The organism is Tritonibacter litoralis, from assembly GCF_009496005.1.
GTDB classification, from domain to species: domain Bacteria; phylum Pseudomonadota; class Alphaproteobacteria; order Rhodobacterales; family Rhodobacteraceae; genus Epibacterium; species Epibacterium litoralis.
Map to the genome: position 1 here is coordinate 136,255 of NZ_WIBF01000004.1, position 26,881 is coordinate 163,135.

General features: G+C 57.1%; 23 protein-coding genes. 14 read left to right on the plus strand and 9 right to left on the minus strand.

Going from position 1 to position 26,881, the window contains the following annotated elements; all coding sequences use genetic code 11:
• Positions 1-80: 80 nt before the first annotated feature.
• From GFB49_RS08645 to GFB49_RS08655, 3 genes are all read left to right on the plus strand, one after another.
• Entirely contained in the window at positions 81-1,226 is a 1,146-nt protein-coding gene (locus GFB49_RS08645; RefSeq protein ID WP_153215457.1) for a phosphoserine transaminase, read from the plus strand.
• Positions 1,227-1,295: 69 nt separating this feature from the next.
• Positions 1,296-2,891 carry a phosphoglycerate dehydrogenase gene (gene serA, locus GFB49_RS08650; RefSeq protein ID WP_153215458.1) on the plus strand — a complete coding sequence of 532 codons (1,596 nt, stop codon included), beginning with the start codon at positions 1,296-1,298 and terminating at the stop codon, positions 2,889-2,891.
• 133 nt (positions 2,892-3,024) lie between these two features.
• Positions 3,025-3,774, plus strand: coding sequence for a metallophosphoesterase (locus GFB49_RS08655; RefSeq protein ID WP_153215459.1), 750 nt, complete (start codon positions 3,025-3,027; stop codon positions 3,772-3,774).
• Positions 3,775-3,833: 59 nt separating this feature from the next.
• On the opposite strand, the gene tdh is transcribed toward GFB49_RS08655, so the two are convergent.
• From tdh to ubiE, 5 genes are all read right to left on the minus strand, one after another.
• Positions 3,834-4,865, minus strand: a complete 1,032-nt coding sequence (gene tdh / locus GFB49_RS08660) for an L-threonine 3-dehydrogenase (protein WP_153215634.1) — start codon at positions 4,863-4,865, stop codon at positions 3,834-3,836.
• Between the two features lie 14 nt (positions 4,866-4,879).
• Entirely contained in the window at positions 4,880-6,064 is a 1,185-nt protein-coding gene (locus tag GFB49_RS08665; RefSeq protein WP_153215460.1) for a glycine C-acetyltransferase, read from the minus strand.
• A gap of 143 nt (positions 6,065-6,207) precedes the next feature.
• The gene (locus tag GFB49_RS08670; protein WP_153215461.1) at positions 6,208-6,774 is read right to left on the minus strand and encodes a helix-turn-helix domain-containing protein; all 567 of its coding nucleotides are present in this window, start codon (positions 6,772-6,774) and stop codon (positions 6,208-6,210) included.
• A gap of 53 nt (positions 6,775-6,827) precedes the next feature.
• Positions 6,828-8,357, minus strand: coding sequence for a 2-polyprenylphenol 6-hydroxylase (gene ubiB, locus GFB49_RS08675; RefSeq protein WP_153215462.1), 1,530 nt, complete (start codon positions 8,355-8,357; stop codon positions 6,828-6,830).
• A gap of 3 nt (positions 8,358-8,360) precedes the next feature.
• Positions 8,361-9,113, minus strand: coding sequence for a bifunctional demethylmenaquinone methyltransferase/2-methoxy-6-polyprenyl-1,4-benzoquinol methylase UbiE (ubiE, locus tag GFB49_RS08680; RefSeq protein ID WP_153215463.1), 753 nt, complete (start codon positions 9,111-9,113; stop codon positions 8,361-8,363).
• A gap of 93 nt (positions 9,114-9,206) precedes the next feature.
• Here ubiE and mutM point away from each other — a divergent pair, with 93 nt between their 5' ends.
• From mutM to recF, 6 genes are all read left to right on the plus strand, one after another.
• A complete protein-coding gene (mutM, locus tag GFB49_RS08685; RefSeq protein ID WP_153215464.1) occupies positions 9,207-10,058 on the plus strand; it encodes a bifunctional DNA-formamidopyrimidine glycosylase/DNA-(apurinic or apyrimidinic site) lyase in 852 nt (283 codons plus the stop codon).
• Between the two features lie 65 nt (positions 10,059-10,123).
• Positions 10,124-10,900, plus strand: a complete 777-nt coding sequence (locus GFB49_RS08690) for an enoyl-CoA hydratase (protein ID WP_153215465.1) — start codon at positions 10,124-10,126, stop codon at positions 10,898-10,900.
• Positions 10,901-11,132: 232 nt separating this feature from the next.
• The gene (rpsT, locus tag GFB49_RS08695; protein WP_153215466.1) at positions 11,133-11,396 is read left to right on the plus strand and encodes a 30S ribosomal protein S20; all 264 of its coding nucleotides are present in this window, start codon (positions 11,133-11,135) and stop codon (positions 11,394-11,396) included.
• 552 nt (positions 11,397-11,948) lie between these two features.
• The gene (gene dnaA / locus GFB49_RS08700; protein WP_153215467.1) at positions 11,949-13,409 is read left to right on the plus strand and encodes a chromosomal replication initiator protein DnaA; all 1,461 of its coding nucleotides are present in this window, start codon (positions 11,949-11,951) and stop codon (positions 13,407-13,409) included.
• A gap of 245 nt (positions 13,410-13,654) precedes the next feature.
• Positions 13,655-14,776, plus strand: coding sequence for a DNA polymerase III subunit beta (dnaN, locus tag GFB49_RS08705; RefSeq protein WP_153215468.1), 1,122 nt, complete (start codon positions 13,655-13,657; stop codon positions 14,774-14,776).
• Positions 14,777-14,839: 63 nt separating this feature from the next.
• Positions 14,840-15,937: a DNA replication/repair protein RecF gene (recF, locus tag GFB49_RS08710; protein ID WP_153215469.1), complete on the plus strand. Its 1,098-nt coding sequence runs from the start codon at positions 14,840-14,842 to the stop codon at positions 15,935-15,937.
• Here the strand turns inward: recF and GFB49_RS08715 are convergent.
• Positions 15,927-16,511 carry a TetR/AcrR family transcriptional regulator gene (locus tag GFB49_RS08715; protein WP_153215470.1) on the minus strand — a complete coding sequence of 195 codons (585 nt, stop codon included), beginning with the start codon at positions 16,509-16,511 and terminating at the stop codon, positions 15,927-15,929. The genes recF and GFB49_RS08715 overlap by 11 nt on opposite strands.
• Before the next feature lie 102 nt (positions 16,512-16,613).
• Between GFB49_RS08715 and GFB49_RS08720 the strand changes: the two genes are divergently transcribed.
• Positions 16,614-17,207, plus strand: a complete 594-nt coding sequence (locus GFB49_RS08720) for an NAD(P)H-dependent oxidoreductase (RefSeq protein ID WP_153215471.1) — start codon at positions 16,614-16,616, stop codon at positions 17,205-17,207.
• Positions 17,208-17,304: 97 nt separating this feature from the next.
• Positions 17,305-19,722, plus strand: coding sequence for a DNA topoisomerase (ATP-hydrolyzing) subunit B (gyrB, locus tag GFB49_RS08725; RefSeq protein ID WP_153215472.1), 2,418 nt, complete (start codon positions 17,305-17,307; stop codon positions 19,720-19,722).
• 45 nt (positions 19,723-19,767) lie between these two features.
• On the opposite strand, the gene GFB49_RS08730 is transcribed toward gyrB, so the two are convergent.
• Together GFB49_RS08730 and trhO are read right to left on the minus strand one after the other, a co-directional pair.
• Complete coding sequence (locus GFB49_RS08730) at positions 19,768-20,517, minus strand: phosphate ABC transporter ATP-binding protein (RefSeq protein ID WP_153215635.1); 750 nt, start codon at positions 20,515-20,517, stop codon at positions 19,768-19,770.
• A 268-nt stretch (positions 20,518-20,785) separates the two neighbouring features.
• Positions 20,786-21,697, minus strand: a complete 912-nt coding sequence (gene trhO / locus GFB49_RS08735) for an oxygen-dependent tRNA uridine(34) hydroxylase TrhO (RefSeq protein ID WP_153215473.1) — start codon at positions 21,695-21,697, stop codon at positions 20,786-20,788.
• 194 nt (positions 21,698-21,891) lie between these two features.
• Here trhO and pncA point away from each other — a divergent pair, with 194 nt between their 5' ends.
• The 3 genes from pncA to pncB all read left to right on the plus strand — a co-directional run bounded on the left by pncA (position 21,892) and on the right by pncB (position 26,154).
• Positions 21,892-22,488, plus strand: a complete 597-nt coding sequence (gene pncA / locus GFB49_RS08740) for a bifunctional nicotinamidase/pyrazinamidase (RefSeq protein ID WP_153215474.1) — start codon at positions 21,892-21,894, stop codon at positions 22,486-22,488.
• Between the two features lie 216 nt (positions 22,489-22,704).
• Positions 22,705-24,855: a PAS domain-containing hybrid sensor histidine kinase/response regulator gene (locus GFB49_RS08745; protein WP_194269298.1), complete on the plus strand. Its 2,151-nt coding sequence runs from the start codon at positions 22,705-22,707 to the stop codon at positions 24,853-24,855.
• A gap of 6 nt (positions 24,856-24,861) precedes the next feature.
• The gene (pncB, locus tag GFB49_RS08750; protein WP_153215476.1) at positions 24,862-26,154 is read left to right on the plus strand and encodes a nicotinate phosphoribosyltransferase; all 1,293 of its coding nucleotides are present in this window, start codon (positions 24,862-24,864) and stop codon (positions 26,152-26,154) included.
• A gap of 145 nt (positions 26,155-26,299) precedes the next feature.
• On the opposite strand, the gene GFB49_RS08755 is transcribed toward pncB, so the two are convergent.
• Complete coding sequence (locus tag GFB49_RS08755) at positions 26,300-26,860, minus strand: GNAT family N-acetyltransferase (protein ID WP_214644948.1); 561 nt, start codon at positions 26,858-26,860, stop codon at positions 26,300-26,302.
• Positions 26,861-26,881: the final 21 nt, after the last annotated feature.

Consider the following 26,881-nt stretch of genomic DNA (forward strand, 5'->3'; position numbering starts at 1 on the left):
TCAAATTTGCGGCGCTCTCTATTCCGGTCTGTGGGACACCTCTCCCCAACGAGAGGCATTTATCTGGAAGGGTAGCATTGATGGCTATTTCTCAACCGGCAACGCGGCCGGCGAACCCGCGTTTCTCCTCTGGCCCTTGTGCCAAACCCCCCGTTTTTGAATTGTCCAAACTTGCCGACGCGCCTCTTGGCCGTTCGCACCGCGCAGCTGTTGGTAAAGCCAAGCTGAAGGACGCCATCGAAGGCACCCGCGAAGTTCTGGGCATCCCCGCTGATTACAAAATCGGCATCGTTCCCGCATCTGACACCGGTGCGGTCGAAATGGCCCTGTGGAACCTTCTGGGTGAGCGCAAGGTTGAGATGCTGGCCTGGGAAAGCTTTGGCGCGGGCTGGGTCACGGATGTTGTGAAACAGCTGAAAATCGAAGCTGAGGTCAAAACCGCCGAATATGGTGAGATCGTTGATCTGGCGACTGTTGATCCCAAGAATGATGTTGTCTTCACGTGGAACGGCACCACCTCGGGCGTCAAAGTTCCCAATGGTGACTGGATTGCGGATGACCGCGAAGGTCTGACCATCTGTGATGCGACCTCTGCGGCGTTTGCGCAGGATCTGCCCTGGGACAAGCTGGATGTGACCACCTTCTCCTGGCAGAAGGTTCTGGGCGGCGAAGCGGCCCACGGCATGCTGATCCTGTCGCCGCGTGCGGTTGAACGTTTGGAAAGCTATACGCCTGCGTGGCCGCTGCCGAAAATCTTCCGCCTGACCAAAGGTGGCAAACTGATCGACGGTATCTTTACCGGTGCCACCATCAACACGCCCTCCATGCTGGCGGTTGAGGACTATCTGGTCGCACTGGACTGGGCGCGGTCTGTTGGTGGGTTCGAGGGTCTCAAGGCTCGCGCCGATGCAAACGCCAAGGTCGTGTTCGACTTCTGTGACGCCAATGATTGGATCGCCAATCTGGCCGTGGACGGTGCAACCCGCTCCAACACTTCGGTTTGCCTGAAATTCACCGATGACCGCATCCAAGACGGCGCAGCCTTTGCCAAGGCGGTTGCCAAGCGTCTGGAAGCCGAAGATGTGGCGCTGGATGTTGGTGCCTATCGTGACGCGCCGGCCGGTCTGCGCATCTGGTGTGGCGGCACGGTTGAGACTTCCGATCTGGAAGCCATGCTGCCTTGGCTCACCTGGGCCTTTGAGGCCGAAATCGAAGCGCAAGCTTAACTCCAATTGATCTGGGCGCGCACCAAACTGCGCGCCCTCCCGCACCCCATATTTGAAGGACCCAAACCCATGGCTCCCAAAGTACTCGTATCCGACAAACTGTCTGAAACCGCCGTCCAAATCTTCCGTGATCGTGGCATCGACGTTGATTTCATGCCCGACCTTGGCAAAGACAAAGAGAAGCTGGCCGAAGTGATTGGCCAATATGATGGTCTGGCGATCCGCTCTGCGACCAAAGTGACCCCGACCATCCTGGAAGCGGCAACCAACCTGAAAGTTGTTGGCCGCGCAGGTATCGGCACCGACAACGTGGACAAAGAAGCGTCGTCCAAAAAAGGCGTGATCGTCATGAACACGCCGTTCGGCAACATGATCACCACCGCCGAGCACGCGATCGCGATGATGTTCGCTGTTGCGCGTCAGATCCCGGAAGCCTCTGCCTCCACCCATGCCGGTAAATGGGAAAAGTCCAAGTTCATGGGCGTTGAGCTGACGAACAAGACCCTGGGCGTGATCGGCGCGGGTAACATCGGTGGCATCGTTTGCGACCGCGCGCGTGGTCTGAAAATGAAAGTTGTGGCTTATGACCCCTTCCTGTCGGAAGAGAAGGCCGAAAAGATGCAGGTCGAGAAAGTCGAGTTGGACGAGTTGCTGACCCGCGCGGATTTCATCACCCTGCACGTGCCGCTGACCGAAGGCACCAAGAACATCCTGTCTGCTGAAAACCTGGCCAAGACCAAAAAAGGCGTGCGCATCATCAACTGTGCCCGCGGTGGTCTGGTGGATGAGGCCGCGCTGGCTGAATTGCTCAAATCCGGCCATGTCGCAGGTGCGGCGTTCGACGTCTTCTCCGAAGAGCCGGCCAAGGAAAACGCGCTTTTCAACCTGCCGAATGTGGTCTGCACCCCGCACCTGGGCGCGGCGACCACCGAGGCACAGGAAAACGTGGCGCTGCAAGTGGCCGAGCAGATGTCCAACTACCTGCTGACCGGTGCAGTTGAAAACGCGCTGAACATGCCATCTGTGACGGCTGAAGAAGCCAAGGTTATGGGTCCGTGGATCAAACTGGCGGATCACCTGGGTGCTTTTGCCGGTCAGATGTCGGATGAACCGATCGAAGCCATCAACATTTGCTATGATGGTATCGTTGCCGATATGAACCTGGATGCGTTGAACTGTGCGGTCATCGCAGGCATCATGAAAAAGGCCAACCCGGATGTGAACATGGTCTCTGCTCCGGTTATCGCCAAAGAGCGCGGTATCCAGATCTCGACCACCACGCAGGACAAAACCGGTTCTTTTGATGGCTACGTCAAAGTGACCATCGTGACCTCCAAGCGTGAGCGTTCGGTTGCGGGCACCGTCTTCTCGGACGGCAAGCCGCGTTTCATCCAGATCAAAGGCATCAACATCGATGCCGAAGTTGGCGAACATATGCTCTATACCACCAACAAAGACGTGCCGGGCATCATCGGCGCGCTGGGTAAAACCATGGGTGATATGAACGTGAACATCGCGAACTTTACCCTGGGCCGCAGCGATGCGGGTGGTGAAGCGATTGCCCTGCTATATGTCGACGCTCCGGTTCCGGCCGAAGCGCGCGCAAAACTGGCAGAACTGGATTTGTTCACTCAGATCAAGCCGCTGGTCTTTGACGTCGCCTAAGGCGATCCGCAAATGCAACAATTGAAAAAGGTCGCCCCAATGGGCGGCCTTTTTTGTTGAGAACGTTACACAGCCCCATCATGTTGGCGCTGACATTTTCCCCGGTGAAGCCGCCCAAAGGAGGGATCGTCCCATGACTCAACCCACGTATGCGATTGGCGATATTCATGGCCAGATCGACCACTTGCATCAGGCGCTTGAGCTGATCGAGGCGGATGGCGGCCAAGACGCCAAGATTGTATTTCTGGGTGATTATGTGGACCGTGGCCCCGACAGCCGCGGGGTGATTGAACTGCTTAGCACAGGGATCGCCGCAGGGCGCAACTGGACCGCGCTTTTGGGCAATCACGACCGGATGTTCAAATGGTTCCTGGAAGACACGCCGCGCCATGATCCGCATATGAAAGTCGGCTATCACTGGCTACACCCCAAGCTGGGCGGGATAGAGACGCTGGAATCCTACGGTGTGATCCTCAATGAGACGGATCGCTTGGAGCAAGTGCATAAGGCGGCGCTGGCCAAAGTACCAGGCAGCCACATCGCGTTTCTCAACAGTCTGCCGACCTATCACTTGGCAGAGCCCTGTCTCTTTGTGCACGCAGGCATCCGTCCCGGAAAGAACCTCGGCGCCCAGCATGAGAACGATCTGGTCTGGATCCGTGACCCCTTTTTGACTCACACGGAGCCCTTTCCCTGGTTGGTCATCCACGGGCACACCGCGCTGCAGCACGCCACCCATTTTGGGAACCGCGTGGATCTGGATGGGGGCACCGGGTTTGGTCGTCCCTTGCATCCAGCAGTGGTTGAAGGGCGTGAAGTGCAGTTGCTGACGCCCAGCGGACGTCAGCCGGTTCCAATGTCACCGGATTGCGTGCCAGCTTAACCCAACCGGTTCGGCGACCCTGCGCAGCCCCTGCATCGGGCGTAGGCTGCGCATTTTGATCAGGCGTTCCAGTCCAAAACAACCTTGCCGCTTTTGCCGGATTTCATCGCGGCAAAGCCGTCGGCAAAGGCGTCCACCGGGAACTGATGGGTGATCACCCGGCTGACATCCAGACCGTTTTGCAACATCGCGATCATTTTGTACCATGTCTCAAACATCTCGCGGCCGTAGACCCCTTTGAGGGTGATGGCCTTGAACACGATGCGGGACCAATCCACCGGTGATTTGCCTGGCGGGATGCCCAACAGCGCGATTTTGCCGCCCATGACCAGTGCCTCAATCATCTGATCCAGCGCCATTTGATTGCCCGACATCTCAAGCCCGACATCAAACCCCTGGCTCAGACCCAGTTCATGGATCACATCGTTCAGATCTTCGGTTGCGACATTCACCGGGCGCACCGTCGGGGCCACATGTTCGGCCAGCGACAGGCGGTCGGGGTTTACATCGGTGATTACCACATTGCGCGCGCCCGCGTGGCGGGCAACTGCGGCGGCCATAATCCCGATGGGACCGGCCCCGGTGATCAAAACATCTTCGCCCAGCAGATCAAAGCTGAGCGCTGTATGAACCGCATTGCCCAAGGGATCCAGGATCGCGCCGATCTCATCCGGGATGTCATCGGGCAGGGGCACCACATTAAACGCGGGCAAGCGCAGATACTGGGCAAAGGCCCCCTGTACATTCACGCCAATGCCGCGGGTGCCCGGATCCAGGTGAAACTTGCCGGCCCGTGACTGTCGGCTGTCGTGTTCAATCAAATGCCCTTCGCCCGAACAGCGTTGGCCGATTTCAAGCCCGGTGACGTCTTTGCCGATCTCAACGATTTCACCGGCAAACTCATGCCCGGTGATCATCGGCACGGGCACGGTGGCTGCTGCCCAGTCATCCCAGTTCCAGATGTGAATATCGGTGCCGCAGATCCCGGTTTTGTTGACCTTGATCAAGACTTCATCGGGGCCAATTTCCGGAACCGGTGCTTGCACCATCCACAGGCCTTCTTGGGGTTTGGATTTCTCCAGTGCTTTCATCGTGTTGGGTCGCATCAGATCACTCCACAGGCCTTGCCAGCCACTTCAAACGCCTTGAGGGCACGATCCAGTTCTTCACGGGTCAGAGCCGCATTCATTTGCGTGCGGATCCGGGCCTGGCCGCGCGGCACCACGGGGAAGAAAAAGCCTGAGACATAGACGCCTTCTTCAAACAGACGGTTGGCCATATCCTGCGCCAATTGCGCTTCGCCCAGCATCACGGGGATGATCGGATGCTCCCCTGGCAAAAGCTCAAACCCCAGTTTTTCCAATCCCGCGCGCCAATAGGCGGCGTTTTCAAACAGCTGCGCGCGCCGGTCTGCGCCTTCCTCCACCAAACGCAGGGCTTCGATCCCAGCCGCGACAATTGCGGGCGGCAGTGAGTTAGAGAACAGATAGGGGCGGGCGCGTTGGCGCAGCAGGTCAATCACCGGCTGTGGACCCGCGATATAGCCGCCAATTGCACCGCCAAGCGCCTTGCCCAATGTGCCGGTCAGAATGTCGACATCCACGCCAAAATGATCCGGTGTGCCAGCCCCGCGTGGTCCCATAAACCCGGTGGCGTGGCAGTCATCCACCATCATCACCGCGTCATATTGATCGGCGAGGGCGCGAATGGCGGGCAGATTGGCCAGATAGCCATCCATGGAAAACACGCCATCTGTGGCAATCATGATGTGACGCGCGCCCTTTTCGCGGGCCTCCTTCAGCTTGGCTTCCAGATCGTCCATATCGTTGTTCGCATAGCGGTAGCGCTGAGCCTTACACAGGCGGATGCCATCGATGATGGAGGCGTGGTTCAAACTGTCTGAGATAATCGCGTCTTCGGCAGTCAACAGCGGTTCAAACAACCCACCATTGGCGTCAAAACAGGCCGCAAACAGGATCGAATCGTCTTTGCCCAGAAACTGCGCCAGCTTCTGTTCCAGGTCCCGGTGGATGTCCTGCGTGCCGCAGATAAACCGGACCGAGGCCATGCCAAACCCTTTGGGCTCCATCGCGCCTTTGGCGGCGGCGATCAGGTCGGGATGGTCCGCCAGACCCAAATAATTGTTTGCACAAAGGTTGATAACACTGCGCGCACCAACCTGGATTTCCCCCGCCTGCGGGGAGGTGATCATGCGCTCACGTTTATAAAGCCCATCCGCTTCGATCTGGGAGAGGGTGTCGGACAGGTGGGAATAGAAGGCTTGGGACATGACAGAACTCCGCTTGTTGCAGAAGTTCTGTCATATTGGATATACGTCCGTAAAGGGGGAATTTTGAAATAGTGGAAAACTATCCGTGATAGCGGACAATCGACGCAGACTGACGTTACGGTTCAGCGACGGTGTTTTTTGGGTTAGCCGTTTTTGACGATCAAGAAGACCCGCGCCGCATCCCCTTGGGCGGCGATGGAATGGGGCACGTCGGCAGCATATCGGCCGGTGTCCCCGGCGTGCAGGATCTCCTCCGCGCCGCCCGAGGTCAGGCGGACAGTGCCGTCCAACACAGTCAGCTGCTCTTGGGTTCCGACCGTATGAGGTTGGCTGATCAAAGCGCCATCGGGGGACAGTTGGATATCATAAACCTCATGCCCGCCAGCATCTTCGGGTGGGGATAAGATGCTGATTTTGCAACCTTGTCCCATGTTTTGAATGATTGGCACATCACTGGCGCGCAACACATCCACGCGATCCTGTTTGGCGCTGGCTTCCAGGAGCCCTGCAAAATCGACCTGCAAGGCGCGGGTCAGGTTCCAAAGCGTGGCAATGGTCGGGCTGGATTCGCCGCGCTCGATCTGGCTGACCATAGAGCGGCTGACACCCGACAGGTTTGCCACCGCCTCCAAGGACAGACCCTGGGCCCGGCGCGCCTCTTTCAGGCGGGCGGGGAGGAGGTTCAGGATATCGTCGGTGTGTTCCGTCATGCTGGAAACTCTGGTCGCCTTTGCGGAAATTGTCAAACTGCGGCTGGCAGACCTCAGGTCAGATAGGTCACGCCGAGGCACAGCAACACGCCCAGGCCCAATCCCACCGCCCCCGGAACAAGCCAGTCCATTTTGCGGTCTGACCGCTGCGGAGCGGGTTTGGATTGATCGATCAGCGCCCGTTCGACCAAGGCAGGCAGACGCGGTCCAAAGCGGGCCAGCACTTTGGCGGTTTTGGCCAGATCCGACGCAACGGCCTTGGGCCCGATCGAAGACTTGATGTAATCCTCCACCACCGGATGGGCGGATTCCCAGATGTTCATATGCGGATCAAGCGAGCGTGCAACGCCCTCCACCACAACCATCGTACGCTGCAACAGGATCAGCTCGGTCCGGGTCTCCATGCCAAAGCGTTCGGTGACCTCAAACAGATAATTCAGCAGCCGCCCCATCGAGATATGGGCCGCATCCATGCCAAAAATTGGCTCACCAACGGCGCGCAGGGCACGGGCGAATTCATCGACATCCTGATCGGCGGGGACATAACCGGCCTCAAAATGGACCTCGGCCACACGTTTGTAGTCGCGTTTGATAAAGCCATAGAGGATCTCGGCGTAGACCCGGCGGGTGTATTCGTCGATATGCCCCATGATGCCAAAGTCATAGGCGATGATATCGCCATTGGCGGCGACCTTCAGGTTGCCCTGATGCATATCGGCGTGGAAAAACCCATCGCGCAATGCGTGGCGCAGAAACAGCGACAGCACGCGTTCTGCCAGCACCCGGCGGTCATGACCCGCCGCATCCAAGGCCGCGTTGTCGCCCAAAGCTGTGCCATCAGCCCAGCCCAGGGTCATCACCCGGCGCCCGGAGTAGTTCCACAGAACCTGCGGCAGCTGGAACCCCTCGTCATTGACCGTATTGGCGGCAAACTCGGACGCAGCAGCGCTTTCGAGACGCAGGTCCAGTTCACCTTGGACCACACCGTCGAAATGTTTGATCACATCCATCGGCCGCAACCGGCGTGCGCCCGGGGCAAAAAGGTCTGCGATCCGCGCTGCCAGGTAAAACGCATCCACATCACGGTTAAAGGCACGTTCGATACCGGGGCGCAGCACTTTGACAGCCACCTCCTGGCCGCTGTCGACCAGACGCGCTTTGTGTACCTGCGCGATAGAGGCCGCCGCAATGGGTTCGCTGAACTCAGAGAAGACCTCACCCATCGGGCGACCCAATTCCTGTTCCACTTGCTGAATGGCCTCAGAACGCGAAAACGGCGGCAGCTTGTCCTGCAGCACCCGCAATTGTCGCGCCAGATCATTGCCGACCACATCGGGGCGCGTCGACAGAACCTGACCAAATTTGATGTAGGCCGGTCCCAGCGCCGTCAGCGCGCGGGTGGCGGCGGGCATTTCCTCGTCGCCTTTGTAGCCCATCCATTGAAACGGCCAGCCCAGGGTATAGGCCACAGCACGCAAAGGGCGCGGGGCTTCAAACGCATCCAGAACGGCGTTCATGGCACCCGTGCGCACCATCGTTGCGCCTGTTCGGATCAGGCGGACAATATTGTGAGGACCGCGCATAAATCAGATCTTCCAGCCAGAGTGCAGGGCCGCGATACCCATGGACAGGTTGCGGTATTTGGCGTTTTCAAACCCAGCTTCACGCAGCATATCCAAGAAGGTCTCTTGATCCGGGAATTTGCGGATTGATTCCACCAGATACTGATAGCTGTCATAGTCATCGGCAATCAGCTGACCCATACGTGGGATCACGTTGAAGGAATACAGGTCATAAAGCTTCTGCAACCCGTCATTGGGGAGCTGGCTGAATTCCAGAACCATCAAACGGCCACCCGGTTTTAACACGCGGTACGCTTCTTTGAGCGCCTCCAGCGGGCGGGTCACGTTCCGGATCCCAAATGAGATGGTGTAGACGTCAAACGTGTTGTCCTGAAACGGCAGCGCCATGGCGTCGCCGGTGACCCAATCCAGGCTGTCGGCCATCCGTTCCGCGTCTGCGCGTTTGCGCCCCTCTTCCAACATCGGGCGGGTCAGGTCCAGAACAGTCGAATGACCGTAGCCCGCGCGCTTCAGAAAGCGGAACGAGATGTCGCCGGTTCCACCGGCCACATCCAACAGCTTTTGCCCTGGACGGGGCGCCAGCCAATCCATCATCGCGTCTTTCCAGACTCGGTGAATACCCATGCTCATGACATCATTCATGATGTCATATTTTGAGGCGACCGAGTTAAAGACCCCCTGCACACGGCCCGCTTTTTCGTGTTCGGGCACGGTTTCAAATCCAAAATGGGTGGTGTTGTCCTGAGTATCGGTCATTCGGCTTGCCGTTTCCTGTGGTTCGCCCCAGTTATAGAGCGCAAATTGGGCGGCACAATGCGGCCCACCGTCATCTGTTGCAGGAGCGATGTAATGCCTGAACTGCCCGAGGTCGAGACCGTGATGCGAGGTTTAGCCCCGTCAATGGAAGGCGCGGTGATTACCCATGCGCAGGTGAACCGACCGGATCTGCGCTGGCCCTTCCCTGAAAACATGGCAGATCGGCTGACGGGCGCGCGTATTTTGGGGCTGCGACGGCGGTCGAAATACATCCTTGCCGCGCTGGACCGGGGTGAGACGTTGTTGGTGCATTTGGGCATGTCCGGGCGGATGACGGTGTCCGGTGACCCGTTGGGACAGTTCGTTCACGACCACCCGGCCCATCAGAAACACGATCATGTTATCTTTGACATGGAGAACGGCGCGCGCATCACCTTTAACGACCCGCGCAGGTTTGGGGCGATGGATCTGATCGCGACCGATCAGCTGGAGGCGCACAAGCTGTTGTCGGTTCTAGGGCCAGAGCCATTGGGCAATGAATTTGATGAAACCTATCTGATTGAGGCCTTTAAAGGGCGCAATACACCGGTGAAATCCGCCTTGTTGGATCAGGGAATCATCGCAGGTCTCGGCAATATTTATGTGTGCGAGACGTTGTTCCGTTGCGGAATTTCGCCAAAACGTAAGGCGGGTCAGATAGCGCCATCACGGGTTGCAAGCCTGGTTCCGGCCATTCGCGAAGTATTGCAAGATGCAATAAATGCCGGCGGCTCTTCGCTCAAGGATTTCCGCCAAGCCAATGGAGAACTTGGATATTTTCAACACAGCTTTGATGTTTATGGCCGTGAAGGAGAGCCTTGCCGACGTGGGGGATGTGGGGGAAAAGTGGCCCGAATTACCCAATCTGGACGGTCCACTTTCTATTGCAGTCAATGTCAAAGATAACTTGATCCGAGGCACGCGCATGGTAAGGAATCTGTCCTAAAGGGAACAACCGAAAGCAAAACCTTATGGCATTTGAGACGATTAACGTCGACGTGCAGGACCATGTTTGCCTCATTAAACTGAACCGCCCGGAGGCGTTGAACGCGCTCAACACCGAATTGTTGTCGGAACTTGCGACAGCATTGGAGGACGCAGATGCCAGCGACAAAGTGCGCTGCATTATTGTGACCGGCTCGGAAAAGGCATTTGCCGCCGGCGCTGACATCAAAGAGATGTCGGAAAAGAGCTTTGTTGATGTCTACAGCGAAGATCTTTTTGCCAAGGTCAGCAACCGTATCATTGGCATTCGCAAACCCATTATCGCGGCTGTGTCCGGTTATGCCTTGGGCGGCGGGTGCGAGCTGGCGATGATGTGCGATTTTATCATCGCCTCTGACACGGCCAAATTTGGCCAGCCTGAAATCAACCTGGGTGTGATGCCTGGCATGGGCGGCAGCCAGCGCTTGACCCGGTTTATTGGCAAATCCAAGGCGATGGATATGAACCTGACGGGCCGGTTTATGGAAGCCGAAGAAGCCGAGCGCGCAGGTCTTGTGTCGCGCGTGGTTCCGGCCAAGAAACTGATGGATGAAGCAACCGGCGCGGCGCAGAAGATTGCCGAAAAATCCCAGCTGAGCGTTATGGCCACCAAGGAAGCGGTGAACCGCAGCTATGAAGTTCCGCTGGCGGAAGGCCTGTTGTACGAACGTCGGCTGTTCCATTCGCTGTTTGCGACCGAAGACCAGAAAGAGGGCATGGGCGCGTTCCTGGAAAAGCGTGAAGCGCAGTTCCGCGACAAGTAAGCCGATCCCTTTTGCGCAAGCCCTAGGGTAATCACTTAAGTAAGAAAGCCAGCCACACGGCTGGCTTTTTCCTCTTTGTGAACAGCGCTTGCATTCTGCGGCTGATCTGGATAAACACCGCCGTCATACATGCGCGTGCAGCCCGCCTAGGCTAGAATCACACCGGCGATCGGACCCGGGGTTGGTTGGCATTGCGCCTATTCGAACACAAACCCTGTAGAGGTCCATCCAAATGGCAAATTCGCCCCAGGCCAAAAAACGCGCACGTCAGAACGAAAAGCGTTTTGCAGTCAACAAAGCCCGTCGTTCGCGCATCCGCACCTTCCTGCGTAACGTCGAAGAAGCAATCGAATCCGGCGACAAAGAAGCCGCAACCGCTGCTCTGCGTGCCGCTCAGCCTGAGCTGATGCGCGGCGTCACCAAAGGTGTTTACCACAAGAACACTGCGTCCCGTAAGGTGTCCCGCCTGTCGGCACGTGTCAAAGCGCTGGGTTGATTCTTTAACCCCTCTTTGACGGTGGAGTTCTACCACCACAAAATTGTGAGGCGCTGCGATTTGCGGCGTCTCTTTTTTTTTCCACAAGGACAAAACCTTATCCTGATCGGAAGAGATTCTTTGTGACCAAAGACAGAGTCAACATCATAGTTTCGTTGCTGCTGCCCATACGAAATTGCTACTAATATACAGCGATTCATGCGCTGGGGGGAACTGGCTGCCACAGGTGGTTCCACTGAGATCTTGAAAATTGAAGACGAGAGACTGGTGCGGTTGCAAAGTGGCCGTGAACTGTTTTGTTGACCAACTTTTCTGTGAGTTGGCCTGTCGTTTCTGAGATTTTCGATTCTCACATCATGAATTGTTGCATGGTGATGATTATCACCGATTGCTTGAAAAATTGATGGGAAAGAGGGGCGTGCCCTATGGCTGGCAAAGAAATGTCTTTTCGGCCACCGGGTTCTTTTTCCTTTAATATAAGCTCTGAAATGAGCACGGGACGAAACAATAGGCCCAAAGAGGCCACGCACGTGGGGACGCGAGAGGCGAGTAATGACGAACGATAAATGGGGCAGTGTACGGCAGAGACTGCTAAAAACCGTCGGGCAAAACAATTTCACAACGTGGATTGAACCACTGGAATTGCAAAACTTGGACGACGGGATCGCCGTTTTTAATGTGCCCACAAATTTTATGGGCAATTACGTTGGCCAGAACTTTTCCGATTTGATTCTGCATGAATTGAATATGTCTGGCGAGCACGTCCAACGTTTGGCGTTTAACGTTGCGGTGAATTCCCCCAGTCGCCCAGCAGCCAAATCCGGGCAGCCCCTGTTTGAGGTTGTTCAAAACGCGCCAGCTGCCGAAGTTGAGCCCGAGGACGTTCCCGCAACGCCTGCCGATGTGGTTGCACAACCCAAAGCGTCTTCTTTTGTGGAAACCAGTGGAAACGGAAAAGATACGTTGGAAGCGTTACAGGCTGCCCCTCTGGATCCGCGTTTTACCTTTGACACTTTTGTCGTGGGCAAGCCGAACGAGCTGGCACATGCCGCCGCCCGTCGTGTGGGTGAAGCTGGCCCCGTGACGTTCAATCCGCTGGTGCTTTATGGCGGCGTTGGCTTGGGTAAAACCCACCTGATGCACGCGATTGCATGGGAGCTGAAACGCTCCAAGCCGGATCTGAATGTGCTGTATCTGTCTGCCGAGCAGTTCATGTACCGTTTTGTGCAAGCCCTGCGTGAGCGCAAAATGATGGATTTCAAACATCTGTTCCGCTCTGTTGACGTGTTGATGGTTGATGACGTCCAGTTCATCGCCGGCAAGGACTCCACACAGGAGGAGTTCTTCCACACGTTTAACGCTTTGGTGGATCAAAACAAACAGATCATCATCTCGGCCGACCGTGCACCGGGTGAGATCAAAGAGCTGGAAGAGCGGGTGAAATCCCGCCTGCAATGTGGCCTTGTGGTGGATCTGCACCCGACTGATTACGAATTGCGTCTGGGCATTTTGCAGACCAAAGTGCAGCAGCACCGTCAGACCTTTCCAGATCTGCAAATCGCTGATGGCGTGCTGGAGTTTTTGGCCCATCGTATTTCGACCAACGTGCGCGTGCTGGAAGGCGCTCTGACCCGCCTGTTTGCTTTTGCATCCTTGGTCGGGCGCGAGATCGACATGGAGCTGACCCAGGACTGTCTGGCGGATGTTCTGCGGGCGTCAGAGCGAAAGATTACCGTCGAGGAAATCCAGCGCAAGGTTTCGGAATACTACAACATCCGCATGTCCGATATTATCGGCCCCAAACGTCTGCGCTCTTATGCGCGCCCGCGTCAGGTGGCGATGTATCTGAGCAAGCAGCTGACCAGCCGCTCGTTGCCTGAAATTGGCCGCCGGTTTGGGGGGCGCGACCACACTACAGTGATGCATGGGGTCAAGCGAATTGAAGAGCTGCGATTGATTGACGGCCAGATTGCAGAAGATGTGGAAATGCTGCGGCGCGCGCTGGAAGCGTAAGCTGCAACTGGAGCGAATTTGGAAACGGTCGCGCCCCCGGGGCGCGGCCGTTTTTTACGTAAAGACACAGCCAGAAAGCAACGTTTCACGGGCTTCTGTGAAATAGCGCCCTTTGGCCTCTTGACGCTGGTCACCTACAATTGGAGAAATCGAATAAAGTCTTGTCTTGGGGGCTGAAAAGGTTACCGTGGCCTCCCGGCTTGGCGCCCGGTTGCTGGTGAAGCCAGACGAAAGGAATGAGGGATATGAAGATCAGTATCGAACGCGGCACCCTTCTCAAAGCTGTGGCGCAAGCCCAGTCGGTTGTGGAGCGTCGCAACACCATTCCGATCCTGGCCAACGTGTTGATCGAAGCCGAAGGCGATACCGTACAGTTCCGGGCAACTGACCTGGATATTGAGGTCGTCGACAAAGCCAATGCCCAAGTGGAACGCGCCGGCGCCACAACGGTCGCCGCCACCACCCTGCATGAGATTGTGCGCAAACTGCCCGATGGTGCCTTGGTGACCCTGACCGCCGATGCCGCCACTGGTCGTCTGACGGTTGAGGCGGGGCGTTCGAACTTCTCATTGGCGACCCTGCCGCGCGAAGATTTCCCGGTGATGGCCTCGTCCGAGTATCAGTCGAATTTCGCCGCCAATGGCGCGGTCCTACGCCGTCTGTTTGATAAATCGAAATTTGCCATTTCCACCGAAGAGACGCGGTATTACCTGAACGGTGTCTACATGCATGTGTCCGACGGCAGCACCGGTGGACGGGTTCTGCGCTGTGTCGCAACCGACGGCCACCGTCTGGCCCGCATCGACGCGGATGTCCCGCCGGGTGCAGAAGACATGCCGGGTGTAATTGTTCCGCGCAAGACAGTGGGTGAGCTGCGCAAGCTGTTGGATGATGATGAGATGGACATCGCTGTCTCGGTCTCGGAAACCAAGGTACGCTTTGCGACGCCAAACATCACCCTGACCTCCAAGGTCATCGATGGCACCTTCCCGGATTACACGCGTGTTATTCCAGTGGGCAACACCCGCCGTCTGGAAGTGGATGCCAGCGAGTTTGCTCAGGCTGTGGACCGTGTGGCCACCGTGTCATCAGAGCGGTCGCGGGCCGTCAAGCTGCAGCTGGGCGAGGATCGTCTGGTTCTGTCGGTCAATGCGCCGGACAGCGGCGCCGCCGAGGAAGAGCTGGCCGTCGCCTATAACGACGAACATCTGGACATTGGGTTTAACGCCAAATACCTGCTGGAAATCGCCAATCAGGTGGATCGCGAAAACGCGGTGTTCATGTTCAACTCATCCGGGGATCCAACCCTGATGCGCGAAGGCGGCGATGAAAGCGCGGTTTACGTCGTGATGCCCATGCGGGTTTGATGTGCCTGACGGCACAGCCTCCGGCGGAAGTATTTCGGAAAAGATGAAAGCGAGGGCGGTCCCATGCGCGCACTGACCTCTTTGACGCTGTCGCATTTTCGCTCGCATCTGCGGGCGGATCTGGAATTGGATGGTCGTCCGGTGGCGCTGTTTGGCAACAATGGCGCTGGCAAAACCAATGTGTTGGAAGCCGTGTCGCTGTTTTCGCCGGGCCGTGGCATTCGCCGTGCCAGTGCGTCGGATATGGCGCGCAAACCCGAGGCTTTGGGCTGGAAGCTGAGCGGGGTTCTGGCCAGTGGCGGTCAGGATTTCGAGGTGGAGACCTGGTCCGAAGCCGGGGCCGCGCGGCAGGTGCGGATCGACAATAAGGCCAGTAATCAGATCGCGTTGGGGAAAATCGCGCGGGTGGTCTGGCTGGTGCCCGCAATGGATCGTCTGTGGATCGAAAGCGCCGAAGGGCGCCGGCGGTTTCTGGACCGGGTTGCGCTCAGTTTTGCACCGGATCACGCCGAAGCCACGCTGATCTATGAAAAAGCCATGCGGGAGCGCAACAAGCTGTTGAAGCAGGAAATCCGCGATGCGGTCTGGTATCGCGCGGTTGAACAGCAGATGGCAGAGGCCGGGCACCGCATCCATCAGGCGCGGGTTCAAGCCGTGGATTACCTGCATCAGGCGCAGTCCAACGCCGAGACGGCCTTTCCCACGGCTGAGCTTGAGTTGCTGCAGACCGATGGCGATATGCCCGACAGTGCTGCGGATCTGCAGGCCGCCTTGGAGGAAAGCCGGTTTCGCGATCTGGTAGCGGGGCGTACCTTGATCGGGCCCCACCGCACGGATCTTTTGGGGACCTATCGCGCGAAATCCCTGCCGGCCAAGGATTGTTCAACCGGTGAGCAGAAGGCGCTTTTGATCTCGTTGATCCTGGCCAATGCGCGCGCGCTGATGGAGCAGGGAAGCGGCCCGCCGATCCTGTTGCTGGACGAGGTTGCGGCGCATTTGGACAGCACACGTCGCGCCGCGCTTTATGATGAGATTTGCGCGCTTGGTGTGCAGGCCTGGATGACGGGCACGGGGCCTGAGCTCTTTGGTGAGCTTGGTGATCGGGCGCAAAGGGTTGAGGTGCGCGAAGACGATGGGCAATCAACCCTCGTTACGGGCTGAGCCAGGCGTGTAAAAAGGGGGGAAGCGCAGCTTTAGGGTCGCGCAGCTCATGTTCCATGCAAAAGCTGATGGCGAGGACATGGGCAAGAAAGGCCTCGATCCCTTCAGCCAGAAATTCAGGGTCCAGCCCCGTGCGCACTGTGCCTGCAGTCTGCATCTGGGAAATCCACCCTGTGACAAGGTCGCAGCGTCGGGTGAAGGATGCTGCTACAACCTCATTGGTCTCGGACCCTGTGGCGCCGGAATAGCGCAGCAGGATGTCAAAGATCATCCGATCCTTGGCGACAAAATCCACGTGAACAAACAGGCGCTCGGTCAAGTCGTGGATTGATTCGGGGCTGCCAAGGCCATGGATCTGGTCCAGCTGGCCCATGACTTCGCCACCGATCAGCACCGCAAGCAGCCCGTCCTTGTCGCCAAAATGGGAAAACAGCGTGCCCTTGGCCACGCCTGCACGGGCAACGACATCTTCGACCCGCAAGCCGCTGTAGCCCTGTTCGGACACGATTTCCTGTGCGACCAAAAGCAGTTTGGCGCGGGTTTCCAAGCGGCGTTTCTGGGGCGCGCGTGACATGAGGTCTCCATTAAATGTGACCATGGTCAAAAAAAAATTGACCTTGGTCATTTTTGTGAGTCATAAACTGACCAAGGTCAATTTAGCAATCTGGAGCCCGTCATGTCCACCAGGAAGATCATCCTCATCAATGGCCACCCCGGTCAGTCGTCGCTGAATAAATCCTTGGCGGAAACCTACCGTCAAAGCGCTGAGGCGCGTGGGCATGAGGTGCGCTATCACGATATCTCTGCCATGGAGTTTGACATGGATTACGGGGAAGGGGGCTATGCCAATCCCAAGCCGCTGGAGCCGGTGCTAGAGGCGCTATTGTCCGATCTGGAGTGGGCGGACCATGTGGTTTTGACCTCGCCGCTGTGGTGGGGTGCGATGCCTGCCAAGCTCAAGGGGGCCTTGGATCGGGCGCTGAAGCCGGGCCGCGCGTTTGACACCCGCAACACAACGGCCGTTGGGTTTCCAAAGCCGATGCTCAAAGGCAAAACCGCGCGTGTCCTGATGACATCGGATACCCCGGCGGTTCTGTTGTGGTTGATGTACGGCAATGCGATCAAGAAGATCTTTGCCCGTCAGATCTTTGGATTTGTCGGCATTCATCCCACCCGTTTCACCTGGTTTGCTCCGGCCTCTCATGCCGATGAGAAAACGGTGCAAAGCTGGCGTCAAAAAGTTGCGCAGCTTGGCGCTGACGCCGCCTGATTCGAGCCCCGATTCTGGCAAGAAAAAAGGGGGCTTGCGCGTGACAAGCCCCCGCTTTCAGCGTATAAAATCTGAAAGCTAAAGCAGGAAAATGTGAATGTCCGAAAACGAGCAGACCCCAGCAGAATATGGCGCAGATTCCATCAAAGTTCTCAAGGGGTTGGAGGCTGTACGCAAACGGCCTGGCATGTATATCGGTGATACGGATGATGGCTCGGGCCTCCACCATATGGTCTATGAGGTTGTCGACAATGGGATCGACGAAGCCCTGGCCGGTCATGCGGATGCCGTTACCGTTAAAATTCACGCGGATTCAAGTGTTTCTGTCAGCGACAACGGGCGCGGGATTCCGGTGGATATCCACCAAGAAGAAGGTGTTTCAGCGGCTGAGGTGATCATGACCCAGCTGCACGCCGGTGGTAAGTTTGACAGCAACTCCTATAAGGTGTCCGGCGGTCTGCATGGTGTGGGTGTGTCGGTGGTCAACGCGCTGTCAGATTGGCTGGAGCTGCGCATCTGGCGCAATGGCAAAGAACACGTGGCGCGGTTTGAACGCGGCGATACCGCCAAACATCTGGAAGTGGTCGGCGACTGCGGGGATCGCACAGGAACCGAAGTGCGGTTTCTGGCGTCAACGGATACGTTTTCCAACCTGGAGTATGTTTTTGACACGCTGGAAAAGCGCTTGCGGGAGCTGGCGTTTTTGAATTCAGGCGTGCGGATCATTTTGATCGACGAACGTCCCGCGGAACGGCTTGAGACAGAGCTGTACTACGAAGGCGGCGTCAATGAGTTTGTGAAATACCTTGATCGCTCCAAATCGCCGGTCATGGATGCGCCGATCTATATCAAGGGCGAAAAGGATGAGATTGGCGTGGAAATCGCCATGTGGTGGAACGACAGCTATCATGAAACCGTTCTGCCCTTTACCAACAACATCCCGCAGCGTGATGGCGGCACCCATGTGGCCGGTTTCCGGGGCGCGTTGACCCGGACCATCAACAACTATGCCCAGTCGTCCGGCATCGCCAAGAAGGAGAAGGTCTCCTTTACCGGTGATGACGCGCGCGAAGGCTTGACCTGTGTGTTGTCCGTCAAAGTGCCGGACCCGAAATTTTCGAGCCAAACCAAGGACAAGCTGGTTTCGTCTGAGGTGCGCCCGGTGGTCGAAAGCCTGATGGGGGAGAAACTGGCCGAGTGGTTCGAAGAAAATCCCAATGTGGCCAAACAGGTGGTGGGTAAAATCATCGAGGCCGCCCTGGCCCGTGAAGCCGCCCGAAAAGCCCGCGAACTGACCCGCCGCAAGACCGCGATGGATGTGAACTTCCTGGCCGGTAAGCTCAAGGATTGTTCGGAAAAAGACCCGTCCAAGACCGAAGTCTTCCTGGTGGAGGGTGACTCCGCTGGTGGTTCGGCACAGACAGGTCGTGACCGTCAGACGCAGGCGATCTTGCCCTTGCGCGGTAAAATCCTGAACGTGGAACGGGCGCGGTTTGATCGGATGCTGTCGTCGCAAGAGATCGGCAACCTTGTGATGGCGCTGGGAACCGGCATTGGCCGGGATGAATTCAACATCGACAAACTGCGTTACCACAAGATCGTCATCATGACCGATGCGGACGTCGACGGGGCCCATATCCGGACGCTGCTGTTGACGTTCTTCTATCGCCAGATGCCGGAGTTGATCGAAGGGGGCTACCTCTACATCGCGCAGCCGCCGCTTTATAAGGTTTCGCGCGGCAAGTCTGAGGTTTACCTCAAGGATCAGAATGCACTGGATGATTACCTGATCAATCAGGGCGTGGAAGGTGCGGTTCTGAAACTGGGCAACGGTGCGGAAATCGCCAGTGCCGACCTCACACGTGTGGTGGAGGAAGCGCGGCAGCTGAAACGTGTGCTGGATGCCTTCCCGACCCATTATCCGCGCCAGATCCTGGAACAGGCCGCAGTGGCCGGCGCCTTTATCCCCGGTGCGGTGGATTCCGATTTGCAAGGCGTGGCAGACAAGGTTGCGGCCCGTCTGGACCAGATTGCACTGGAATATGAACGCGGCTGGCAGGGCCGGATCACGCAGGACCATGGTATCCGCTTGGCGCGGATCCTGCGCGGCGTCGAAGAAGTGCGCACGTTGGACGGCCCAATGCTGCGCTCAGGCGAGGCGCGCAAAACCGGCAGCTTTACGGCTTCGTTGCAGGAGATCTATGGATCAACCGCCGTTCTTCAGCGCAAGGATCGCAGCCAGATGATCCACGGCCCGCTGGGGCTGTTGAAAGCGATCCTGGAAGAGGGTGAAAAGGGCCTCAGCCTGCAGCGTTACAAAGGTCTGGGTGAAATGAACCCTGATCAGCTGTGGGAAACCACATTGGATCCCGATGCGCGCACCCTGTTGCAGGTCCGTGTTGATGACAGCATGGAAGCTGACGACCTCTTTACCAAGCTGATGGGGGACGTTGTGGAACCCCGTCGTGAGTTCATCCAGAAAAACGCGCTGAGCGTCGAAAACCTGGACTTCTGATACCAATCCCCGGCTTTCAAGCCGGGGATTTTCATTTGCGCAGATCTATCCGAACTCACCACCCACAAAAGCGCGGGTTTTGGCGTTTTGTGCATGATCAAAGATCATCTGAGTCGGGCCGATCTCTAACAGTTTGCCCATGTGGAAATAGGCGACACGGTCAGCGATGCGGCGGGCTTCCATCATAGAATGGGTCACCACCACAATGGCGTGGTTGGATTTGAGCTCCACCATCAGCTCTTCGAGCTTGGCCGTTGCGATCGGGTCGATCGAGCCGGTGGGCTCATCCATCAACAGAACGTCTGGCTGCGTGGCCAAGGCTCGGGCCACACACAGACGTTGTTGTTGGCCGCCGGACAGGTCGGTGCCTTGTTTCTTGTGCAGATGGTCCTTGACCTCATCCCACAGGAACGCGCGGCGCAGGCAGTCTTCGACATGGGCCTCCATATCCGCCGAGGTGTTCATCAGCCCGTGGATCCGCGCGCCATAGGCGACGTTTTGCCAAATGGAGCTTGGAAACGGGTTCGGCTTTTGCGCCACCCAACCAAACCGACGCCGGTACAGCGGCGGGTCAATATCGGGATGGTGAATGTCACGCCCATCCATTTCAATACTGCCTTCGATCCGCACGCCACGGGTGCCGTCATGCATTCGGTTCAGGCATTTCAAGGCAGTGGTCTTGCCGCAGCCGGACGGGCCGATAAAGGCAAGGATCTCGCGCGGGAAAAGGTCAAAACTGACGTCCTCCAGCGCCTGTTTGGCTCCATAAAACAGGGACAGGTCACGCACTTGCATCAGTGGCGCGCTATTGTGGTTTAAAACTTGGGCAATCGGGGTCTTGAGAAAGGCTTGATCCAACATCGTGGCCTCCTTTGGGTTCCGCGCCCTCCAAGTGCCATGATTCCCGCCACCGTGAATTGATCTGCGACAAACCTCTGTTTGAAACTTGGTGAACACAGCACCAACGCACAAAAAGCCCGCAACCATCGGTGCGGGCTCGTCGGAACAGCACTAAATGGGCTGCTTTGAGAGGGGTTTTACAGGGCGGTCTTGCAGGCAGGTCTTACAGGGGATTGCCCGCATAGGTCTTGTCCCCGCGTTCCCGGGCCAGACGGATCTGTTTCTGCCGTTCGCGGAACCGCGCCTTGTCCGCCTCTGACGTTTCATGGGCGCAATGGTGGCAGGAGACACCCAGTTCAAATTCCGGGCGCTTCATATCCTCGGGCAAGATCGGGCGGCGGCAACCGTGGCACAACAAATGCGGCCCTTCTTCCAGCCCGTGACCGACGGAGACGCGGTTGTCGAAGACAAAGCATTCGCCCTGCCAGGTGCTGTCTTCGGCGGGCATTTCTTCCAAGTAGCGCAGAATGCCACCTTTTAGGTGATAGACATCCTCAACCCCTTGCCCCAGCAAGTAGTTCGTTGATTTTTCGCAACGAATCCCTCCGGTGCAGAACATTGCCACACGTTTGTTGTGGAATCGCGCTTGGTTTTCCTCCCACCAGTCCGGGAATTCACCAAAGCTCACGGTTTTCGGGTCGATTGCGCCCTCAAACGTGCCAATCGCCACCTCGTAATCGTTGCGGGTGTCGATCACCACAACATCGTCCTGACGGATCAGATCGTTCCACTCCTGTGGCTCGACATAGTTGCCAACCTTGGCGCGGGGATCGACGTCGGGTTGGCCCATGGTGACGATCTCTTTCTTCAGGCGTACCTTCATCTTGCCAAACGGCGGATGATCACTGGTCGCCTCTTTCCACTCCAGATCGGCACAACCCGGTAGGGCTTTGATATGGTTCAAAACCGCATCAATGCCGACACGGGGACCGGCGATGGTCCCGTTGATGCCTTCCTTGGCCAGCAGCAGCGAGCCTTTGACCTCTTGCGCCTGACACAGGTCCAGCAACGCAGGCTTGATGTCAGCCGGGTTTTCAAATCGGGTGAAGTGATAGAGAGCAGCGATTGTGTACATGCCTCGCCCTTAAATCGACACGCGCCGTAATTCAAGCGCAGGAAACACGCGCCAGACGCAGTATTTGCTGGGTTTGTGTTCCAAAAATAACATATCGTAAATATATTATTAACGCTTGCGTGATGCGCAGAGACAGGCAAAGTTTTGATAACGACAAAAAGAAGACCAGGCCAAAAGTCGAGGAGAGCAAACAAATGACCGCAGCATTACTTGTCATCGACGTGCAGAATGACTTTTGCCCGGGCGGTGCTCTTGCTGTGCCCGCAGGGGACGAGGTTGTCGCGCCGATCAATGCGATGATGGATGTGTTTGATACCGTCATTCTGACACAGGACTGGCACCCAGCGGGGCACCAATCCTTTGCCAGCGCCCATCCGGGCAAAGCGCCCTATGAGACAGTGACCCTGCCTTATGGGCCGCAGGTCCTGTGGCCCGACCACTGTGTGCAGGGCACCGAAGGTGCCGCGTTTCACCCGGAATTGCGCACGGACGGGGATCTGATTATCCGCAAAGGATTTCGCAGCGCCATCGACAGCTATTCCGCGTTTTTTGAAAACGACCAAGAGACGGTCACAGGTTTGCACGGCTATCTCAGCGAACGCGGAATAACCCAGCTGACGCTTGTGGGTTTGGCCACAGATTTCTGCGTATCTTATTCCGCTTTGGATGCCCGAAAGCTGGGATATGAGGTCACAGTGGGGCTGTCTGCCTGTCGCGGTATCGATCTGGACGGCTCGTTAGAGGCGTCATTGACTTACATGCGGGGCTCTGGCGTGACGCTAAAGAGTTAAACTACCAAAAAATAACCCTTAGTAGATAGAATCTCTAGTCAAAGGGATGTGCTCACAGGGAAGTTCTGTTCAATGTCTCCAGCCACCTGTCCGGTCGCCAAACATGAAAGAAGATACAGCCCTGTTGGCCTGCTGCAACGCTATGCCGGTCACAAGGTAGACCATCTTAATACGCGGCTTTTGTTTGCCGTCGGGTGGTGCAGTTTTGTTGCTGTCATGGCGTCTTTTGAAATCGCGATGATTTGTCTGGCGCTTGTCGTCGCGGGAGATCTGGTCGAGACGTATTTTATGCGCCGTTTGTCCGCAGCTCGCATTGACGAGATTGATGAACAGCGCGCAAAGCGTATCAGCATAGCTGCAGGCACGTTTGACGCTGTTTGCTTTGTTATTGCTGCCAGTTTGCCGACTTACCTTTGCTGTCTAGAGCCCGAGTATGGGCACGCGCATTGGAAGCCTATTTTCTCTATCTATTTGTTGATGGGCGCCGGGATCGCACATTTGATGTTTGTGCCGCTGAATCCCATAGGTGTTATCATTCGTGCGGTTATCTATTTTGTCGTACCCTTGGGGATTTTGGTATCCGGTGGGCCCCATCATGAATTTGGGTATTACGCCCACGAGTTGGATATTGGCGGGGTTGTTATTTTTGCCCTCACGTCCATTTGGATCGCCCGGCTGGTACAATCCCGCCACGTCCGCCGCCTCCAGACCGAGCTCAAGCAGGCCCGCCAACAACGTGAGCTACAAAACGCTTATGCGCAGATGTATTCGCAACAAGTTGAAGCCCGCCGGTTGGCATTGGTTGCCGAGAGCGCCAATGACAGTGTGATGATCATCAACCGAGATTTTCGGATCACATGGGTGAACGAAAGCTTTACACGCATAACGGGATACACGGCAAAGGACGCAATCGGCCAACGACCGGCGGATTTGTTAAATTGTGATGAAACCGACCTGGATGAGGTCGCTGATATGAACGCGCGGCTTATCAAAGGTGATACGGTTCGAACCGTGCTGTTCAGCCGCCGTAAAGATGGCCGGAGGATCTGGCTCGAAACCAGCCAAGTGCCAATGCTGAACGCCGCAGGTGAGCTGGAGACGCTTATTGCCGTCGAGCGGGACATCACAGCCACCAAAGAGCATGAAAAAGAGCTTGAGGAAGCCCGCCGCGCCGCCGAAGAAGGGGCCCGAACCAAGGCCGAATTCCTGGCCACGATGAGCCATGAGATCCGCACGCCGTTGAACGGTGTCATTGGCATGACCCAGCTGCTGGAACATACGCAGCTTGACGAAGACCAGCGAAAATACGCGGAAACCATCCACAGCTCTGCACGGTCGTTGCTGGCGCTGATCAATGACGTTTTGGAATTGTCCAAGATGGATGCGCGCGATGTCACCCTGACGCCGACCAATTTTGATGTGCGGCGCTGTTTTGAAAATACGATCGACCTGCTGAAACCTCTGGCGCAGGAGAAATCAATTTACTTCGAGCTCGATGTGGCTTCGGATGTGCCAGAGGTTCTGCATGGCGATGACCGCCGCATCACTCAGATATTGATGAATGTGGTTGGTAATGCACTAAAGTTCACGGCCAAAGGTGGCGTACGGGTGGTTGTGGATGTCAGTGGTACGCCCAAAGCTCCAAAGTTGAACTTCCATGTGTTTGATACCGGCATCGGCATCCCCGAAGAGCTGCAGGCCCGGATTTTTGAACGGTTTTCCCAAGCCGACACGGCGATTTCCCGCAAATTTGGCGGCACCGGACTGGGGCTGACGATCTCACAACGGTTGGCACATGCGATGGGGGGAACAATAACCGTGTCCTCGGCCGAAGGGCAGGGCTCCTGTTTCACCACTCAGCTGCAACTGGCCCCGGCCTGTCAGCTTGCTGAGGTGCCCGAAAAAAGAAGCCCGCAGGAGGTCGACCTCAATGGCGCGCGGATCCTGGTTGCAGATGATAATCAGGTGAACCGGCTCTTGGTTCAGAAATTCCTCAAAGGCACAGGGGCGCAGCTGTGTTTCGCTGTGGACGGGCAAGAGGCCATTGACCGCACAATCGAGCTGGAACCGCAGGTGATATTGATGGATTTGTCGATGCCGAATGTGAGCGGGCTTGAGGCGACGCAGAGCATTCGCCAATCCAGCGTGCCCCAGCCTTATATCATTGCGGTCACAGCCAATGCCTTTGACGAAGATCGGGACGCCTGTTTGAAGGCGGGCATGGATGAGTTCCTGTCTAAACCCGTGAGCCGACAACAACTTGTCGAGAGCTTGGTGCTGGCCTTTTCCCAGCATGACCTCGGCACACCCCTTTCTCTTTGCGCCGAACCCGGAGCTGCCTTACAAACGGAGAAAACGGTCAGGTAGGGCGACATGGTGGATATCGCGACACGGGTCTACAATCACAAATGGAAGATCGATCCGATTGTCCGATCCTTGATCGACACGGATTTCTACAAACTTCTGATGTGTCAGTCGGTGTTTCGCAACCGACCAGACGCACAGGTGCGGTTCTCGCTGATCAACCGATCGCAGGATGTGCCGCTGGCCCAGTTGATCGACGAAGGTGAACTGCGTGAACAGCTGGACCATATCCGCTCTCTGTCCTTGTCACGCGGCGAAAGCACCTGGCTGCGCGGCAATACGTTTTATGGCAAACGCCAGATGTTCCGCTCTGATTTTATGGAGTGGTTTGAGAACCTGCGGCTGCCCCCTTACGAGTTGGAGCGCAAGGGCGACCAATACGAGCTGACCTTTGAAGGCAAATGGCACGAGGTCATGTTGTGGGAAATCCCGGCACTGGCAGTGCTGATGGAACTGCGCTCGCGTGCGGTGCTGGACCAGATGGGCCGGTTTGAACTGCAGGTGCTGTATGCGCGCGCAATGACCCGGGTTTGGGAGAAAATCGAGCGTCTGCGTCAGATTGATGGACTGTCGGTTGCAGATTTCGGCACCCGCCGCCGTCACGGGTTCCTGTGGCAGGACTGGTGCGTACAAGCGATGATCGAAGGGTTGGGGCCGCGGTTTACCGGCACATCAAATTGTTTGATCGCCATGCGTCGCGAAGTTGAGGCGATCGGCACCAATGCCCATGAGTTGCCAATGGTTTATTCGGCGTTGGCAGCGGATGACGCCGCCCTGGCAAAGGCCCCTTATGAGGTTCTGTCGGATTGGCATGAGGAACACGACGGCAACCTGCGTATTATTCTGCCGGATACTTACGGCACCCAAGGATTCCTGGATCGGGCACCGGGCTGGTTGGCCGGGTGGACAGGCATTCGCATTGACAGTGGTGACCCGGCATCAGGAGCCGAGACCGCGATCCGCTGGTGGATCGAACGGGGGGAGGATCCAACGCAGAAACGGGTCATTTTCTCGGATGGGTTGGATGTGACCAAAATGGAAGAGTTACACGCCCAGTTTGCGGGCCGTGTGCAGGTCTCGTTTGGCTGGGGCACATTGTTGACCAATGATTTCCGCGGTCTAGTTCCTGATGATCGCCTCGCGCCGTTCTCGCTGGTCTGCAAAGCAGTGTCCGCCAATGGCAAACCCACGGTCAAGCTGTCGGACAATCCACAAAAGGCGATGGGCCCCGCAGATGAAATCGCGCGCTACAAACGTGTGTTCAACGTCGGACGCCAAGACAGTTTTGAGGTGGTTGTTTAACCGCAGCCGGGCAAGGGGGAGCTCCCGCGCGTCTGGTCTGCATTAAAAATGCATCCCCATCCTCTTGGGCCAGGCAGGCCGCGCCGAAGGCGCGGCCTGCCCCCCGGCGACGCGCATCGCGCGGCGCAAAACCTCTGACCTTGTATCAGGTGATACCGGGCTTAACGCAAAAGCTGAAGCTCTTGCTTTGACGGCTGGTAAATGGCGCGCCGGTGGCCACATTCTCCACATTGGCAAGCGAACTCAGGCAGGTGCCCCAAAAGGCTGCCGCGGCCAGGGACGTGCTGGATACGCCCATTCGCCAGCGCCCCGGAAACCGTGCAAACAGATGGCGCGCAGCCCGTTGGCCATACCCGTGGCGGCGGTGCTCCGGAAATATGGTGAAATCCGACAATTCGTGTTGCCCTTCGGGAAGGTGCAAAACCACGGCAAACCCGATCTCGCGCCCGGCATGGAGCAGCCAGAACGCGTCATGATCGGCGCGGTTCAAGGCGCGTTTGCTTTTCTTGATCGCATCAGAAACGGTCTGAGGATCGCTTTCCCCAAGATAGCGTGAAAACAGCGGCAGGAACCGCAAGGCCTCTTGTGGTGCGATGGGCCGCAGAACCAAACCGTCAACAGGCGATCGATCTGCCTGCACGCCCGTCGGAGTGTGCTGGAGAGACGTCAGATGCGTCGGTGCGGTCGTCGGTGGGCTGCTGCGCAAGTCTATGGACCCGGTGTTAAA